Raw genomic sequence first — 16,147 nt, 5'->3', positions numbered from 1 at the left:
ACCCACTTTGTTAAATTATTTTTCGCTAAATTAGTTGCAGAATAAATTATCTTTTGCTTAAACTAGTATGAATATATTACTACTTGACGATCATTTAATGACACTTGATGGGTATGCTTTGTATCTTCAGCCAGAAATGAACAGTTTTTATAAAGTTTCAAACTGTGAAGAGTTCTACAACTGGTTATTTACTGATACTCTTGTAGACATTGCTTTAATAGATTATAATTTGCCACCGTACAATGCTGCAAGTTTGTTTAATGGTTCTGATTGTGCTCTTTTACTTCAACAAGCACAACCTAATTGTAAGATTATTTTAGTTACTGCTCATGATGAAGCTGTTTTTCTTTATGAAATGAATAAGAAAGTAAATCCGTATGCTATTATTTCAAAAATAGACTTTAATCAAGAACTAATTAATGAATTACTGAATACTGCTACAAAAGCACCTTATTATTCACCAAAAGTAAAAGAAGCCTTTACAAAAATAACTAGAAAAAATACGCTACTAGATAGTAATAGCAGAGAAATACTTTTGTACTTGTCACAAGGTTTCAAATCAAGTCAGTTGTCTCAATTCATTAATTTAAGCCAAAGTGGAATTCAGAAGAAAATAACTAAAATGCTTCAAGACTTTAATGTAAATGACTATCATGAGCTAATACAAATCTTGAAAAAGGATAATCTATTGTAAAAACATTTTGATAGCTAAATTTATAATCTTTTACTATCGGTTTGTCTACTAAATAGATCTCTAAATTGATATAACAAACGCTCTATTAATCTTAAATCCTCAGTAATAATATCTGCTGTACCTGACATTTCTTGTTGAAATACAATTTGTTTTTTGTAGGATGTTTGCAATCCTTCAGGTAAAATAACATCTATTAGTAAATTATTTTCCTTATCAGGTGTCAGCGAAATAGATTTAATTTTTCCTTTTAAAAGTCCAAATTCACGATCTGGATAATTTATTAAGCGGATGTTAACTGGCTTGCCCCACTTTAATTTTTCCAGAGTTTAAAATAGGAGCTTTAATTTTACCTAAAAAATCAGATTGGATTTTAGGTAATATTACAAAAGCATTTTCACCTGCATTTATAGTTTGATTTTCAGTCCAAATCTGCATAAAAGATACTTGCCCAGAAATAGAAGAGCGAAGTACATAAGCCAGTTCCCATTCTGTTATTGCTTTTTTTAGTTGATTAAAGGAAAGTATTACATTTCGCAACAAACTAACATCATCTTTAGATTTATTGACTAAATTACTTCTTTTGTTCCGATTTAAATCATTTGACGAAGAGCGCAACTGTGAAATTTGAGAGTTCAGACTATTTATATTCTTTTCTTGTTGTAAATATTCAATATTTTTTAGCTCCCATTCTTGTGTTGAAATCACTCCCTTATCATAAAGCTTTTTATTTCTGTCAAGTTCTTGTTTTTTTAATAGTAATTCTTTTTGTCCTATTTCCTTTTGCTCTACTAATAAAACTAACCTTTCATTTTGATGAGAGCTTTCAACATTGTTAGCATTTATATCAATTTGATAAGGATCCAAATCCTTATTTAATCTATAAGCCATATAATCTTTTTCAAAAACACTATAAGCACTTTCAATAGAACCGAGATTTAAAGGTGGTAACTCATCTATAGAAAAAACAAAGGTTTCATTAGTTGTATTAATACTATCAATAAGTTCCTTTAAAAAAAATACATCTTTATAACTGGCAGGATTCTCTATTACAGCTAAAGGAGTATTATTAGCAACCGAATCTCTATCTTTAATAAATATCTTTTCAATTCTTCCTGAACTTTTTGCTACCAATTTTTCAGGAGGAATTTGTGTTGTTATTGTTACTTGAGTACTAACAATATCGGGATATTTAATGAACCAAGAAAAAAATAAAATAAACAATATTATAATAAGAATGATGACATTTCCCCAACGAATCATCCAATGAGGGACACGGGTTAATATATCTTGTACTTCTTCGCTTCTTAGCTCTATTTCTCTTTCGTCTGACATATTAATTTCCCAATTGTAGTTGATTTTTAACCAATTCGTAATAATTCCCTTTTAAAGCTACTAATTCCATATGTGTTCCCTGTTCTATTATTTTTCCTTTATCTAAAACAACAATTTGGTCTGCATTCATTACAGTACTTAACCTATGTGCAATTACCACAACCGTTTTGTTTTTATAAAAAACATTTAGTTTTTCCATAATTTCTTTTTCGTTATTGGCATCTAAAGCACTAGTTGCCTCGTCAAAAAATAACATTTCAGGGTTTTTATAAACTGCTCTTGCAATTAAAAGACGTTGCTTTTGCCCAGTACTCATTCCTATTCCCTCCATTCCAATTTTTGTATTAAAGCCTAAAGGCAGACTGTCTACATAATCTTTTATATTAGCTACATCTGAAGCATATCGTAATCGTTCTTTATCAATTATATCAACACCAATAGCAATATTATTTGCCAGAGTATCGTTAAATATGTAGCCTTCTTGCATTACTGAACCAATATGAGCCCTCCAAGTTTTTTGCGAGATATTTTTTAAGTCTAATTGGTCATAATTAACAATTCCTTCAATCGGTTCGTAAAATTTTAAGAGCATTTTCATAAGAGTGGTTTTTCCACTACCACTAGTACCTACTATTGCTGTAATTTTGTTAGCAGGAATGGTTAAATTCAAGTCTTTTAATACAATTTGATCAGAACCAGTGTATCGAAAAGATATATTTTTAAGAGTAATGTTTGCTTTTTTAGGAATGTCTTTAATTGTTTCATCTTCGTTTTGTACTTCATCTTCTTTGTCGTGAATCTCTCCCAAGCGAGCTAACGATATTTTAGCATCTTGTAATTCTCTTACAAATTCAATCAATTGAATTATTGGACCGTTCAGGTTTCCTACAATAGATGATATTGCCATCATCATCCCTAAGGTAATTTCACCATCTATAACTAGTTTTGCTGATAGAAAAACAATGAGTATATTTTTTAATTCATTTATGAAATTAGAACCTATACTTTGGGTTTGCTCCAAAACCAATCCTTGCATAGAAACTTTAAACAATCGTGCCTGTACATATTCCCAACCCCAGCGTTTTTGTTTTTCTGCATTATGAAGCTTAATTTCCTGCATTCCGTTGATCAGCTCCATTACTTTGCTTTGTTCCTGACTTATTTCAGAGAATCGCTTATAATCCAATGTTTCCCTGCGCTTAAGAAAAATCAGTATCCAACCAAAATATAGGAAGCTTCCTATAAAAAAAACAGTAAATATTTGCAAATTATAATATGCTAGAATTCCTCCCATGATGAGCATATTCACAAACGAAAATAAAACATTCAACGAAGAAGTAGTCAAGATCCTTTCTATCCGGCTATGGTCATTAATTCGTTGCATAATATCCCCTGTCATTCGCACATCGAAAAATGAAATAGGAAGGTTCATCAATTTAATAAAGAAATCTGAAATTAATGAGATGTTAATTCGTGTCGAAAGATGTAACATAATCCAGCTCCTAAAAAACTCTAAAGCTGTTTTTCCAAAAAATAAAAAAAGCTGTGCGATAAGCACTAACCAAATAAAGTGAATATTTTGGTTCTGAATACCCACATCTACAATGCTCTGGGTTAGAAACGGAAAGATTAACTGCAAAATACTTCCAGCCAACAAACCAATAACCAATTGTGCAATAAAAGATTTATAACGTATTAAATATTTGGATAGATAAATTATACTATATTCTTTCTTTTCTTCATTGTAAGAATCTTGTTTGTAAAATACTGGTGTTGGTTCTAACAATAGAGCGATACCTTCTTCTGTATTTTCATCTGCATTATTACCTATCCAAAATTTTAAAAATTCTTCTTGTGTATACTCCAATAAACCAAAAGCAGGATCAGAAATATAAAGCTTTTCAATTTTCGATTTTCGGCTTTTAATTTTATATAAAACCACATAATGATTTTTGTTCCAATGGAGAATGCAAGGAAAAGGAGCCTCTAGAAGTTTTTCTAAAGATAGCTTAACACCTAATGTACGGAAGCCTATTTTTTCTGCCGCTTCACTTAAAGTCAAAAGATTACTCCCTTCACGAGTAGTCTCTGATAATTCTCGCAAGGTTTGAATATTTAAACTTTTATTATAATGTTTAGTTATTATTTTAAGACAAGTCGGTCCACAGTCTTTAACGTCCGCTTGCTTATAATGAGGAAACTTTTTAGCCATTTTTTTCTTCCAAATCTGAAATAAAATATTTTAGTTCTTCCAACACAAAATCATCTGGATACATATTTTTTCCTAAAATAATTATAGGAGTATATCTTAAATCATTTTCAACACAAAATAGATGTTGCTTTTCTAATTCTGTTCTTGTTGTTGTTGAAATTTGTGTTTGTTTCCATTTTCTAAGCCAATTTTCTAATGTCATTTCTTTAAGATACCAATCGTCAAGAGTATTTAAAATGTCTTCTTTTTTAGATATGAATATTTCATGTAAACTTTCAACGACAGAGATAAAAGGATTTTCTGTATTTTGGATATTTACATTGAACAATATCTCTATAGTAATTTTTTCAGGGTATTTTTTTGCAAGTTTTATTCCTTCTTTATAAATTGTGTAACAATGTCCGCAACTCGGACTTAGAAATAATCTTAGCTTAATCGGGTTTAGTTGCTTGTTTATAATAATTCCATTCAATGTTTGAATGTCTTCACTAACGGAATTATTATTTAATAGAAATTCAAATACCTCGAATTTTCGTTTGAATCGGGATAATATTGTGTTTTTTGAAACCATTTTATTTTTATTGACAAGAGCTTTTTCAACTGCTTTCCATATCAACCAAATTATAATAGTAATTATAAAATACTGCGAGTAATTATAAATATTCCAAGTTATTTGTTTGTATGAAATAAGAAAAAACATTGCTTGTAATAATAAAATAACGGATACTCCTAAGCATAAAACACACCATTTTCTTACTTTGAATTTCTGCAAATAAATAGAATATATAATTACAGGCACAGACAGAAGAGAGGAAAAACCTATCTGTATAAAAAAAGATGGTTTTAAAGAAATCAGTAACAAATTTGAAAGAAAGAAAACAATTGGTAAATCAGAAAAATTGATCGCGAAAAAAAACTTACTTTCTTTTGATTTTACAACAAAATCACAAGCTATATTTTTATTTGAACTATTACAGATTTTAGAAACAAAAGGATTTACTTCTCCCAAAGATTCTTGAATTATAAAAAATGATAACATAAGCCCTATCATTGAAAGTAACAAAAATGTTATGTAATTCAAAAAAAGCATTTGTGTATCTATCAGATTCAAAAATCCCACAAAGAATAATAAAATCAAAGGAATTATAAAGCGAATCATTTTATTTCTTCTAAATGAAGAATCAGAATTTTCTTTTGTTTCATTCTCTTCAATAACCAAAATAACTCCGTCCCAAAAAATCTTAAACTCATCAAAAGATATGTTTAATATTTGTCCATTTTGATTTTCATATGAGATGTCTTTTTCCTTTTTTTTAATCAAAACAAACTCTGTTTTATTATCTAAAAGAACAGAAGCTATAAATATTTCAGGCAGTTTTCTAAAATGTTCTTTTGGTACAGAAACTGCAAAATTTTCAATACCTAAAAATCCTAAACTGTCAGTAACTGAGAATAAACTTGGATAGTTTGGATGAGAAAAATAATTTTCTTTGAAGTTATTAATAACATTCTGATGATAATTATTGTTTTGTAAGTATTTAATTACAAGGTTCTCCATTAACATTAATTTAATAATTTTTATTTACTTTCTTAGTTCAATAAAAAATTAAATTTAGTAACAGGTGCTCCCCATAAGCTTGGTAACAAATATATTGCAAATATTAGTAAAATAAGAGCTAAGAATAGTTCACTTACTCTAACTCTATTTTCATCAGTATTAACTAATTTTACGAAATTAAGTACAATTGAAACAGCAAATAAAAGAGAAACTATTAATAACGAATTGATAATCTGCTTGTTGTCTAAACTCATATTTGGCATGAAAATATTCAATAATTTCAAAATATAAAGTAATAATACTATGTATAAAAAAACAGTTATAATTACCTGAGTTCTTTTATCTAAAATATATTTTTTACTAGACAAAAATTTTCCTAAAATAGTAGAAAATACCAATGGTACAAAATAATAAAAAGACTCTAACCATCCAAATCTACCTGTTTCATAAATTGAATTAGAAACAGTCATTATTATGACTATTCCACCAATAAAAAAAGCATCACCTTTATCCAAAACTTTTTTATTATATTTTATCAAAAGTATAATATGAAATATTAAAATAAAGGTTACTATAATTATTGTAATTATAACGAAAACTAATGAAACTTGCAACTTAAAATTCAAAAAAATCACCAATGCATTTATGGCTACAAATACAAATAGTTTAAAAATATTCCTTTTATCTGAAAAGCAATTAAAAGAATAGGTTATTAATAATAAAACAATGAATACCAATTCTAACAAAAAAAAACGTCTAGGTTTGCTATTGATGTTTTCTTCTACTTTTTTTATTTTTGCTTTATCTTGTGAGAATTGGGATACTATTTTTACAGATCTATTTTTAAGATTAAATTCAAATAATTTTAAATCTTGAATACAAGCATCTTTGCATACTTGATAATTTATTGCTACTTGTATAGTTTCTAAATTATCATTTTCTAGTATAACGGACTGTTCAATGGTTCCATTTGTGGAAAAAAAAATTTCAGTGACCTCAAAAATATCACTAAATTCACTTTGGGTGTTCAATTCAACAATATCACCATTTAACTTATAGTTGTTCTCTAAATTTTCAAATGATAATTTTAATGGTTCACCTCCACCTATTTCACTTTTTGTTGTATACAAGTGCCATCCTTCTTCTAATTCAACATTGAAAATAAGTTTAACATTTTTTTTGTCAATTACTTTTACTTCGCAATTCCAATTTACTGGATCAATTATTTGGCTATGTGAATATGTATAATTAAAAAGGAAATAAAAAAAGAAAAATACTTGAACAATTTTTTTTATTGTTTTCATTTAATAGATAAAAAACATTTTGTAAAAACGAGAACCCTGCTTGACAGAGTTCTCAAAAAAATTAAGGATTTGGCATTAAACCAACTGAATTTGCAACAGGCTCCATAGATTGTTTTAAATATCCCCCATAATTACTACACATATTAACCATAGTTTGTTGTGACACTCCATTAGGGTTTAAGCAAAACTGAGTTCCATCTTTGCAAGTTAAAGTCCATACCCTATCAGTTCCACCAAATATATTTTTTTGTTCTTGGTTAGATAGAGATTTAATACCTTCTAAATTCATAAATGATTCTTTCATAATTAAAAAAATTTCATTAAACAATTATTATTTGAAAACTTGCTATGTACTTGAATCATGTGCACTTGAATCTTTCAATATTTTAAAGTTTTCATTTCAAACGTATGCTAAAATTAATTCAGGTAAAAATTTTCATATCAAAATTATAATTTCAGGTTCTACATAAATACCAAATGTTAAAAAAACCATTTAAAGTAAGTTCTGTTGTTTACAAAACAACACTAATTTTTGCGAGTCAGCAACTTCAAATTCTTGTAACATTTTATTAACCCTCTTTTGAATAGCAGGTGTACTTAATTCAACAAAATCACTAATTTGGTTAACCTTAAAACCTTGTGCTAAATACATTAATATTTCCATATTTGTTACGCTTAGTAAAGAGTTTTTACCTCTAATTTCATTCAAAGCATTAAGTACTCTAGTGCTTAAATAAGGAGTTGGAATAATTTCGTTTACAATATTCCTTAAATCTTCAGATTTAAAATCAGACTTAGTAATAAGTGCATCAGCATTTGTTTTTTTATAAATTTTATAAAGAACGGTAGCTTCTTCTTGTGCCGTAATCAATATAATTTTGCATCTTGGTACATATTCTTTTATAAAAACAGCGCAATCCGCTCCTGAGTACATATTCTGTTCAGGGTAAGATGGTACATTATAGTCAAGAATAGCAATATCTGGCTTAAATCCTTCTAGCAAAGTATGGTATAATTGTTTACAAGAATACAATTTAGTAAAGTTATTAGAAGTATCATCTAATATAGCAATATAACCTTCTACAATCAATTCATGATCATCAAGCAATAATATATTCATCTGTATAGAAAACTTAAAAAATCCTTTACCTTACAAAGGAAAAAGATTTCTTTCAAATAAAAAGGTAGCAACACTACCCATTTTGTTAATCTTTACTAAACAAAACCAGCTTCTAAACCAATACTTTAAATCAAATGTTGTAAATCAGGATCGTTCTTGATACGTTCCAACTCATTTTCAACTATATGTAGAATATCTGACTTTATCATAGTATAGTTCATCTCTATTTCCTTCTTCATCCTATCATTACCCTGTTCATCTTTAAAAGAACGTATTTCTGGAATTATATTATATCGACTAGTCTCAGCACTTACTTTCTCATTATCAACTACAATTTCCGCATGGAAAATCTTTTGTTCAATGCGTTCATTAAAATTATCAGAAACAGCACCAACGAACATACCTTGAGTAAGCGTTGAAATTTTGGAAGCTGGTATCAAGCTATCCAACTGAGTAGAAATTGATGTTGACGTATCATTTCTATTAATAGACAAACTCTGGCGTTTTTGCAGGACTTTCCCAAAACGTTCTGATAAACTTTTAGCAGTTTCACCTACTACTTGTCCGCTAAAAATATTACCTACTGTGTTTTGTATTACTTTACTTTCTTTATCACCATAATCCCTTGTTAATTGAGAAAAATCTTGGAAGCCTAAGCAAACAGCTACTTTATTACTTCTTGCTGTTGCAATTAAATTATCTAATCCTCGAAAATAAATGGTAGGTAATTCATCTATGATAACCGAACTTTTAAGCTGCCCTTTCTTATTAATTAGTTTGACAATTCTTGAATTATACAATCCTAAAGCTGCTGAATAAATATTTTGCCTATCAGGATTATTTCCCATACATAAAATCTTAGGCTCTTTAGGATTATTAATATCTAAAGAAAAATCATTACCCGTCATTACCCAATACAATTGAGGCGAAATCATTCGAGACAAAGGAATTTTAGCAGACGCTATTTGACCTTGCAATTGATCTTGTGCACCACCCTTCCAAGCATCCATAAAAGGAGAAAGATAATTTTCCAATTCAGTGTAAGAAGTCAAAATAGTAAAAACATCTTCATATTTTTTATTCAACAATTCAATAGCATGTGGAAAAGTGCAATACTTGCCGTTATCATAGATTTTCAGATACCAAATAATGGCTGCCAATAAAATAATTGGGCTTTCCACAAAGAAATCACCTTGTTTCTGTATCCATGATCTGTTCAAATTCAGCATAATGGTGTATGCAGCTTCATAGGCATCAGAGATATCCGTCATAAAACTTGGATTTAGTGGATTGCAGCGGTGGCTCTTACGTGGATTATCAAAATTGATTACATAAAATTTAGGAGCAACCGTATATTTATCTTGATGTTTTAATAAGTGATTGTAAGCAATTGTAGAAAGATCATCAAATTTAAAATCATATAAATACATAGAAAAGCCTTTCTCAATCTGTTGTTTAATAAGGTTATTTACAACAGCATATGATTTGCCAGAACCGGGTGTTCCGAGTACTATCGTTGCTCTAAAAGGATTTACAATATTAATCCAACCATTATTCCACTTGCCTTTATAGTAAAATTTAGTAGGAAGGTTAACAGAGTATTCATTTTCCTTTAATTTGGTTTCTTGCAGAAAGCTTTCATTTTCATTATTGAAAACATCATGCATTAAATTTGTACGAAGCAAACGACTCATCCATAACCCTGCCATAAGCAAAGCAATGTATCCTAAAGAAAGTGTTATGATGTACAGAAAATGACCAACTACAGAAGAAAGCTTTAGCAACGGTGTATTTAAAAAAAACAATAAAAATCCCGTAATCAACACCCCATATATTTTACGCCAGGTGATTTTCTCATTCTTTACACCTTTCGTTCCCAAACAACTCAAAGCCAACAAAACCAAAGCAAAAACTTTGGTATACAGTACATGCGAAAACAAACCAGCAGTTCGTTGAAAATTGCTTAGTATTTTATTAAGAATTTCCAATACCCAACCACGTTCCATAAAAAAAACATAGCAAAACCAATACAGATGCATCAGTAGTAATAGAATACTAACTGCCCGCATAAAAGCCATAATCTTGGCAAGTCCTCTTAAATCGTCTTCTCCTTGCATTTTTTTAAATTTTAAATGTTCGGACTTAATTTAAAGACGGTAAAATAGTGATTATAGGATTGTAGCTGTTTACGGCATCACTTGACCGTCTTTGGTATTAAAATGATCAATTAACTATAAATGCAGGCATTTTTTAATTTAGAATTTGAACATCCAAAACCTAATAATTATTAAATTTGAATATAAACTATTTGAAACTACCAAAATGGAACATAATTTAATTGAACTAAAAGATGGTGATTATTGTAAAGTAATATCTGGTGCCCATAAAGGAAAGCAGGGCATTATTCAAGATTTAAAAGCATCCAAAACAGGTCATTTCACTATTACAGTAAAGCAAGAAAATAATGTACGATTTAAAACCCTTGCAAAAAATGTAGAACTAATTAACGTAGAATAAAAGCATTGAAACTTACAACGCTAAAAAAACTAAATTTAAAAAATCTTAAAAATATTCAGTATGCCTAGCAAAGTAACCTTACACAGAATACTAACAGCAAGTCCTGAAAAAGTATTCAAAGCCTTTTCAAATGCCGATGCAATAGCTTCTTGGCTGCCACCATATGGTTTTACAGCCAAAGTTTATCAAATGGATTTTAAAGTAGGCGGTACTTATAAAATGTCGTTTACCAATTTTTCAACAGGCAACAGCCATTCTTTTGGTGGTGAGTATTTAGAAATTATTCAAGATATGCTATTGAAATATACCGACCGCTTTGATGATCCAAACCTACCTGGAGAAATGATTACCACGATTACATTTAAAAAAGTACTATCTGGAACTGAAATCACAGCTACGCAAGAAGGAATTCCAGATTCTATTCCTACTGAAATGTGTTATTTAGGTTGGCAAGAAAGTTTAGATAAACTTAAAAAATTGGTCGAACCCAATATTCCAGATGCTTAACATTTTTAATTAATGCATCATAAACGGTGGCTACAGATTTAAAGTTTCTCCAAATCTGTAGCTAAATTCGTACGCTATCTCTTTTTGTATTTCCTCTTTTTCATCTTCTGAGCAAAATCCAATTCTTCATAATCTTCGCCCAGTGTTTCAGGTAGCAGTCCTCCTAGTGTTTCGATAGTATTGTATTCCTTAATATCACTATTCAAAAAATCAAACAATGCATGTGCTTTCTCCAAAAGAACATCCTCTATATCATTTGAAAATCTTACTAATGAAGACGTATTATTTGATACAGCATGTACACGTTGTGTATTACAATTCCATAAATCATTAAAAACATTCGCAGCATATTCTTTACCTAGCCTAGAACCATTCCATACCATTTTGGTATTATGGTCTATGAAAGTAATACCATACAATCTATCAGCATCATTTCTACGCACCACCACATTGATTCCTTGCTGAATTAAATGCTTTTTAAAGCCAATCTCATCGTTTGTTGTTTTTAAAACATCATCTATTATCGCTTTTAAGGTTTGCTTACTAAGATGGTCTTTCACACCCAACTTACTTTTATTAAAATGCGTTTCTAAATCAATAATCCCCTTGTTTTTGCCAAAAAGAGAAGCTTTGAACGGATTTCCAACTTTCTCCGATTTTTCATTTAAAGAAAAGTAGATTAAACCACGTAGTGAAGTTTCAGGCAATTCGCTTTCTATTTTTTCGCAGGTAATATTAAATAACGATAACAAAGCATTGTATTCGCCCAAAGTTTGAAATTTATAATGATTGGGTAACGTTTGTATTACAGAAGCGATTTGTTTTTTTACGTTACCAGCCTTATAATTCACCGGGTGAAAAATCATATTGCTCTCTGCGCGTTCCTTATCAGTTGCAGGTATCAATCCATATTGCTTTTCCAATTCACGACAGATTTTCATGGACCGTATTTTCTCAAATTTATCCGAAATCTTTTTACCCAATTCATCCACACAAACTGATACAATATGTATGTGCGTACGGTCAATATCTGTATGTTTAAAGACAACATAAGGCTGTTCACCATAGCCCATTTGTTGCATATACCGCTCTGCCAATTCGCAAAAATTTTCATCACTTACCTTGTCTTTAGGATCAGGATTAAGAGAAATATGCAACGTATGTTTTTCAGTATTTCGATTTGCCACGAGATAAGGCTCAAAAGATCGAGCCAATTGCGCTACAGTATACTTACCATTCCTTGTTTCCATCATTTTGCTTACCATCAATATTTTTCCATTTTCGTTTGCAACTTTAATATTATTATACGCTAATGCCCCATAAAGATTTCCACTTTTACCTATTTTAGCAATCATTTATCCTCCTCTTTTTTCAAGTGTTTTTCATCAAACTCCTCAGCTAACAAAACAACCTTTTTACACAAAATTGCTAATTCAGCGGTCTGCTTTTCAAGTTTAAAAAGGAAAGCCGCTGCTTTTTTTTCCGAAAAATGACGATACAACAACTTTACAATTTGATTATAGTTTACACCAACCGAACGAAACTGGCTATGAAAAGAAGTTAAACGCATATAAAAATCTAAAGTCCCTTTATCCATCTGAATTGTTTTTACCGTCTTTTCAAAAATGCAAGAAGTTATAAAATGCGCTTTAATGTGCATTCCCGATTGATCAAATAACCCTAGAAAACGAGCATGTTCTTCCTCGTTAAAAGAAATGGTATATCGAAATTTCACAGGATCTTTTTTTGGAGGTCTCCCCGTCTTTTTCCTTATATTTTTATTAAAATCATTCATAATTAAACCACTTTAAATACATTATAAAAACAGACTTCGGAGGTTTTTCAGCCCCCTGCAAAGGGCAAGTTGTTTTGCGCATCAGAAATCTTTTCTAGATGCTCAAAACACAACTTGCCGTGTTCTTGAGAACACAAAAATCCTCCCTTCGGGAAGGATTGCATGTAAAAGAGAAATAGGGCTTAACGCCCTTAAATCTAAAATCCATTTGATCGTTACACTCTAGCATCACTCTTAAATTAAACTTTATACAAAGAAAAGCCCCTTCAAGCAATACACACTTTACGCTATAAAACCAAGTTACGACTATCGAAGCCAAACAATTCCACAAAAAATTTTGGCAGGTACACATACCCTTTATTTGCTGTAATGTGTCACATATAGTTGCACAATAAGAAAGAAATCAAGTAAGAAAAACCTGTAAAAACACAAATAACAGCATGTAAAAACGTAAAGTTTTAAAAGCGTAAAAGCATAAAAAAAGCAACACACACAATGACCATTAAGCACATAAAACCCTAAGCCAACAATTACATAAAAATCACCAAGAATACAGGAAAATGAGCCTATCGAAATACAAATTCAAACAAAAATTTCAAAAAAGATGTTTCGTACTATTCACACAAAACAAAACAAATAACCCTAAATTTTTAAGAAATGAAAACAAGCAAAAAACCTTTAAAAATTAGTTTCTCTACACAGAAAGGAGGTGTTGGAAAATCTACCCTGACAACACTAGTCGCAAGTGTGTTGCATTACCGTTTAGGTTACAATGTAGTAGTTATAGATTGCGATTTTCCGCAGCACAGCCTTACCCATATGCGGGAGCGAGACAAAAACAACATCATCCAGAACGAGTATCATAAAAAAGCTGCTATGAAGCAGTTTCATAACATCAACAAAAAAGCCTACCCCATCATTAAAACCAAGTCGCAATATGCTTTAGACAAAGCCGCAGAATATGAAGAAAAATCACCTGTAACACCCGATGTTATTTTTTTTGACCTACCAGGAACCGCAAATACCACTGGAGTACTTACAACTTTGAAAATGATGGACTTCATCTTCTCTCCTATCACGGCTGACCGTTTAGTAGTAGAAAGTTCATTGAGTTTTAGTAAAGCCTTCCTTGAATTACCTAAGACCGTAGAAGGAAACGAAAAGCAAGAACTGTGGTTATTTTGGAATCAAGTAGATGGAAGAGAAAAAACAGAACTGTATGCAGCCTATCAAAATGTAATCGAAGCACTAAAAATCCCTTTGATGCAGACCAAGATTAGAGACAGTAAACGTTTTAGAAAAGAAACAGATGGAACAGAAAACTACATATTTCGATCAAGTCTTTTACCCGCTGAAGTAAACTTGCTTAAAGCCACACGAATGAATTTGTTTATTTATGAATTTTTAAAAATAACACATCTCTAAAACCAATGAATCTATGAACTCAGAAAATAAAAATAATAAACTTAAAAAGCCAAATGTTGACGAGGATTACCTAATGAACATTATAAGTGGCGATGAAACAATTTTAGAACCACAAGATAATCATGTAGTTGAAAATAAAAATCAAGAAAAAGTAAAGTCAAGAGAAAAAACTAAAGTAAGTTCAAGTAAAAAAATCAACTACGAAGAAACTTTTTTAGTGAATCATTACCATTCCGCAAGGAGTGGAAAAGTGGTTTATATACGTCCTGAATACCACGAAAGGCTATTACGCATGGTACAACTTACCAAAGAAGAAAAAACAACGCTGTATGCCTACATAGACAACATTTTGGAACATCATTTCAAAGAATTTGGAGATGATATAACGAATTACTTCAACCACCATTTCAAACCCATTCTCTAAACTATGGAAAAAATCATCATCGTCTGTTTGATTCTCATCATCGTAATCCTTTTATATGATCGAACGATTTTTAAATCACCCTCTCATAAAACCTTTGACGAGAAGAAAACAAATCCACATCTACCCGACATTATGGGAAAACCTAAATTGCAACCCATCCGAAAACCATCACAAGTAGAAAGCATACCAGAAAAACCTCCTATTGACCCAAATGATTTAGAAATTGAATACGATGAAAATGAAACATTGTACCATCCAATTTCAAAAAAAGAGCAAGACAAAGAAGGCACAAATGTTATTGATCTAGAAGAAGAGGAAGAAGAATGGTATCAACATCATTTATCTACAGTAGATCCAGGTTTTGCACAAGGCGTTACTTTTGAAGAATTAGGTATGGTAAGTACCTTTCTTCAAAATGATGCTTTAAAGAAAGGTCAAGAGGATGAAGTAATTTCCATTGTTCATAAAATACAAGGTACAGAACTATTTGATCTATTAGAAAACTCAATTGAAAATGTATCTACCAAAATTGCACAACTATTAGATAACACACTGGCATCTGAACCCATTAATAGTAGTCCTACAAAACAAGAAAACATCCCTCTTAGCGATTTCGATATTGAAGAATTTCTCTAGACCCTCTTCAAAAAGAACTGCATCCGAACATCCTTATTGAAACGATATTTAAAAATGAAGCTTTTTAAATATCGTTTTTTTATCTCCTTACCTATCACAGCAACCTATCTATGAAATAGTTCAAGTTTCAATACAAGCCACTTTAAAATCAAGATTACATAAATGTTTTCCAAAGCACCCTTTAACAAGACACTTAAACTCAAGTTCTTCCATTAACTGCCAATGTACCCTATTCCTTGCATTTCAATCACATCTTTGTTCCGAAAGCCTGTAAAGAGCGGGATAAACAATAACTAATTAATCTAAAAATGATGAAAAAACAAAGAAAAATGCAAGCGGCTTTAGTAGTCTTTATGTTTGCAACACTGACCACATTTGGTCAAGGAAATGGAAGCGCAGGAATCAACGAAGCGACACAAATGGTTACCTCCTATTTTGATCCTGCCACCCAATTAATCTACGCCATTGGTGCAGTGGTTGGATTGATTGGAGGTGTAAAAGTGTACAACAAATTCAGTTCAGGAGATCCAGATACAAGCAAAACAGCCGCTTCTTGGTTTGGTGCCTGTATTTTCTTAATTGTAGCAGCTACAATCCTACGCTCCTTCTTTCTTTAAACTTCG

At 30.6% G+C, this 16,147-nt stretch carries 16 protein-coding genes; 7 read left to right on the top strand and 9 right to left on the bottom strand.

Going from position 1 to position 16,147, the window contains the following annotated elements; translation table 11 throughout:
• Positions 1 to 67 precede the first annotated feature (67 nt).
• The gene (locus H1R17_RS09860; RefSeq protein WP_163432671.1) at positions 68 to 694 is read left to right on the top strand and encodes a response regulator transcription factor; all 627 of its coding nucleotides are present in this window, start codon (positions 68 to 70) and stop codon (positions 692 to 694) included.
• Between the two features lie 291 nt (positions 695 to 985).
• Here H1R17_RS09860 and H1R17_RS09855 read toward each other — a convergent pair whose 3' ends face one another.
• The 7 genes from H1R17_RS09855 to mobC all read right to left on the bottom strand — a co-directional run bounded on the left by H1R17_RS09855 (position 986) and on the right by mobC (position 10,337).
• Positions 986 to 2,026 carry an HlyD family efflux transporter periplasmic adaptor subunit gene (locus H1R17_RS09855; protein WP_317164268.1) on the bottom strand — a complete coding sequence of 347 codons (1,041 nt, stop codon included), beginning with the start codon at positions 2,024 to 2,026 and terminating at the stop codon, positions 986 to 988.
• 1 nt (position 2,027) lies between these two features.
• Complete coding sequence (locus tag H1R17_RS09850) at positions 2,028 to 4,238, bottom strand: peptidase domain-containing ABC transporter (protein ID WP_163432670.1); 2,211 nt, start codon at positions 4,236 to 4,238, stop codon at positions 2,028 to 2,030.
• Positions 4,231 to 5,796, bottom strand: a complete 1,566-nt coding sequence (locus H1R17_RS09845; RefSeq protein ID WP_163432669.1) for a vitamin K epoxide reductase family protein — start codon at positions 5,794 to 5,796, stop codon at positions 4,231 to 4,233. Before H1R17_RS09845 ends, H1R17_RS09850 begins: the two co-directional genes overlap by 8 nt.
• A gap of 32 nt (positions 5,797 to 5,828) precedes the next feature.
• Entirely contained in the window at positions 5,829 to 7,100 is a 1,272-nt protein-coding gene (locus tag H1R17_RS09840; protein WP_163432668.1) for a protein-disulfide reductase DsbD domain-containing protein, read from the bottom strand.
• Between the two features lie 61 nt (positions 7,101 to 7,161).
• Positions 7,162 to 7,404 (bottom strand): hypothetical protein, encoded by a 243-nt coding sequence (locus tag H1R17_RS09835; protein WP_163432667.1) that lies wholly within the window; start codon positions 7,402 to 7,404, stop codon positions 7,162 to 7,164.
• Between the two features lie 189 nt (positions 7,405 to 7,593).
• Positions 7,594 to 8,220 carry a response regulator gene (locus H1R17_RS09830; protein WP_163432666.1) on the bottom strand — a complete coding sequence of 209 codons (627 nt, stop codon included), beginning with the start codon at positions 8,218 to 8,220 and terminating at the stop codon, positions 7,594 to 7,596.
• Between the two features lie 125 nt (positions 8,221 to 8,345).
• Positions 8,346 to 10,337, bottom strand: a complete 1,992-nt coding sequence (mobC, locus tag H1R17_RS09825) for a conjugal transfer protein MobC (protein WP_163432665.1) — start codon at positions 10,335 to 10,337, stop codon at positions 8,346 to 8,348.
• Between the two features lie 205 nt (positions 10,338 to 10,542).
• Here mobC and H1R17_RS09820 point away from each other — a divergent pair, with 205 nt between their 5' ends.
• Positions 10,543 to 10,737 (top strand): KOW motif-containing protein, encoded by a 195-nt coding sequence (locus H1R17_RS09820; protein WP_163432664.1) that lies wholly within the window; start codon positions 10,543 to 10,545, stop codon positions 10,735 to 10,737.
• Positions 10,738 to 10,797: 60 nt separating this feature from the next.
• The gene (locus H1R17_RS09815) at positions 10,798 to 11,244 is read left to right on the top strand and encodes an SRPBCC family protein (protein ID WP_163432663.1); all 447 of its coding nucleotides are present in this window, start codon (positions 10,798 to 10,800) and stop codon (positions 11,242 to 11,244) included.
• Between the two features lie 74 nt (positions 11,245 to 11,318).
• Here H1R17_RS09815 and mobB read toward each other — a convergent pair whose 3' ends face one another.
• Positions 11,319 to 12,599 carry a conjugal transfer protein MobB gene (gene mobB / locus H1R17_RS09810; protein WP_163432662.1) on the bottom strand — a complete coding sequence of 427 codons (1,281 nt, stop codon included), beginning with the start codon at positions 12,597 to 12,599 and terminating at the stop codon, positions 11,319 to 11,321.
• Entirely contained in the window at positions 12,596 to 13,039 is a 444-nt protein-coding gene (gene mobA / locus H1R17_RS09805; RefSeq protein WP_163432661.1) for a conjugal transfer protein MobA, read from the bottom strand. The genes mobB and mobA overlap by 4 nt, the downstream gene beginning before the upstream one ends.
• Positions 13,040 to 13,696: 657 nt before the next feature.
• Here mobA and H1R17_RS09800 point away from each other — a divergent pair.
• The 4 genes from H1R17_RS09800 (at position 13,697) to H1R17_RS09785 (ending at position 16,141) form a co-directional block, all read left to right on the top strand.
• Complete coding sequence (locus H1R17_RS09800) at positions 13,697 to 14,464, top strand: ParA family protein (protein ID WP_163432660.1); 768 nt, start codon at positions 13,697 to 13,699, stop codon at positions 14,462 to 14,464.
• Between the two features lie 13 nt (positions 14,465 to 14,477).
• Positions 14,478 to 14,888 carry a DUF3408 domain-containing protein gene (locus H1R17_RS09795; protein ID WP_163432659.1) on the top strand — a complete coding sequence of 137 codons (411 nt, stop codon included), beginning with the start codon at positions 14,478 to 14,480 and terminating at the stop codon, positions 14,886 to 14,888.
• Between the two features lie 132 nt (positions 14,889 to 15,020).
• On the top strand, positions 15,021 to 15,524 hold the full coding sequence (locus tag H1R17_RS09790) for a conjugal transfer protein TraD (protein ID WP_240453366.1): 504 nt from the start codon (positions 15,021 to 15,023) through the stop codon (positions 15,522 to 15,524).
• 311 nt (positions 15,525 to 15,835) lie between these two features.
• Positions 15,836 to 16,141, top strand: coding sequence for a DUF4134 domain-containing protein (locus H1R17_RS09785; RefSeq protein WP_181729261.1), 306 nt, complete (start codon positions 15,836 to 15,838; stop codon positions 16,139 to 16,141).
• The last annotated feature ends 6 nt before the right edge of the window (positions 16,142 to 16,147 follow it).

Origin of the sequence: Flavobacterium sp. xlx-214, from assembly GCF_013874595.1 — a bacterium.
Classification (GTDB): Bacteria; Bacteroidota; Bacteroidia; order Flavobacteriales; family Flavobacteriaceae; genus Flavobacterium.
The sequence above is the reverse complement of the archived record's forward strand: the minus strand, read 5'-3'. Positions and strand labels throughout refer to the sequence as shown.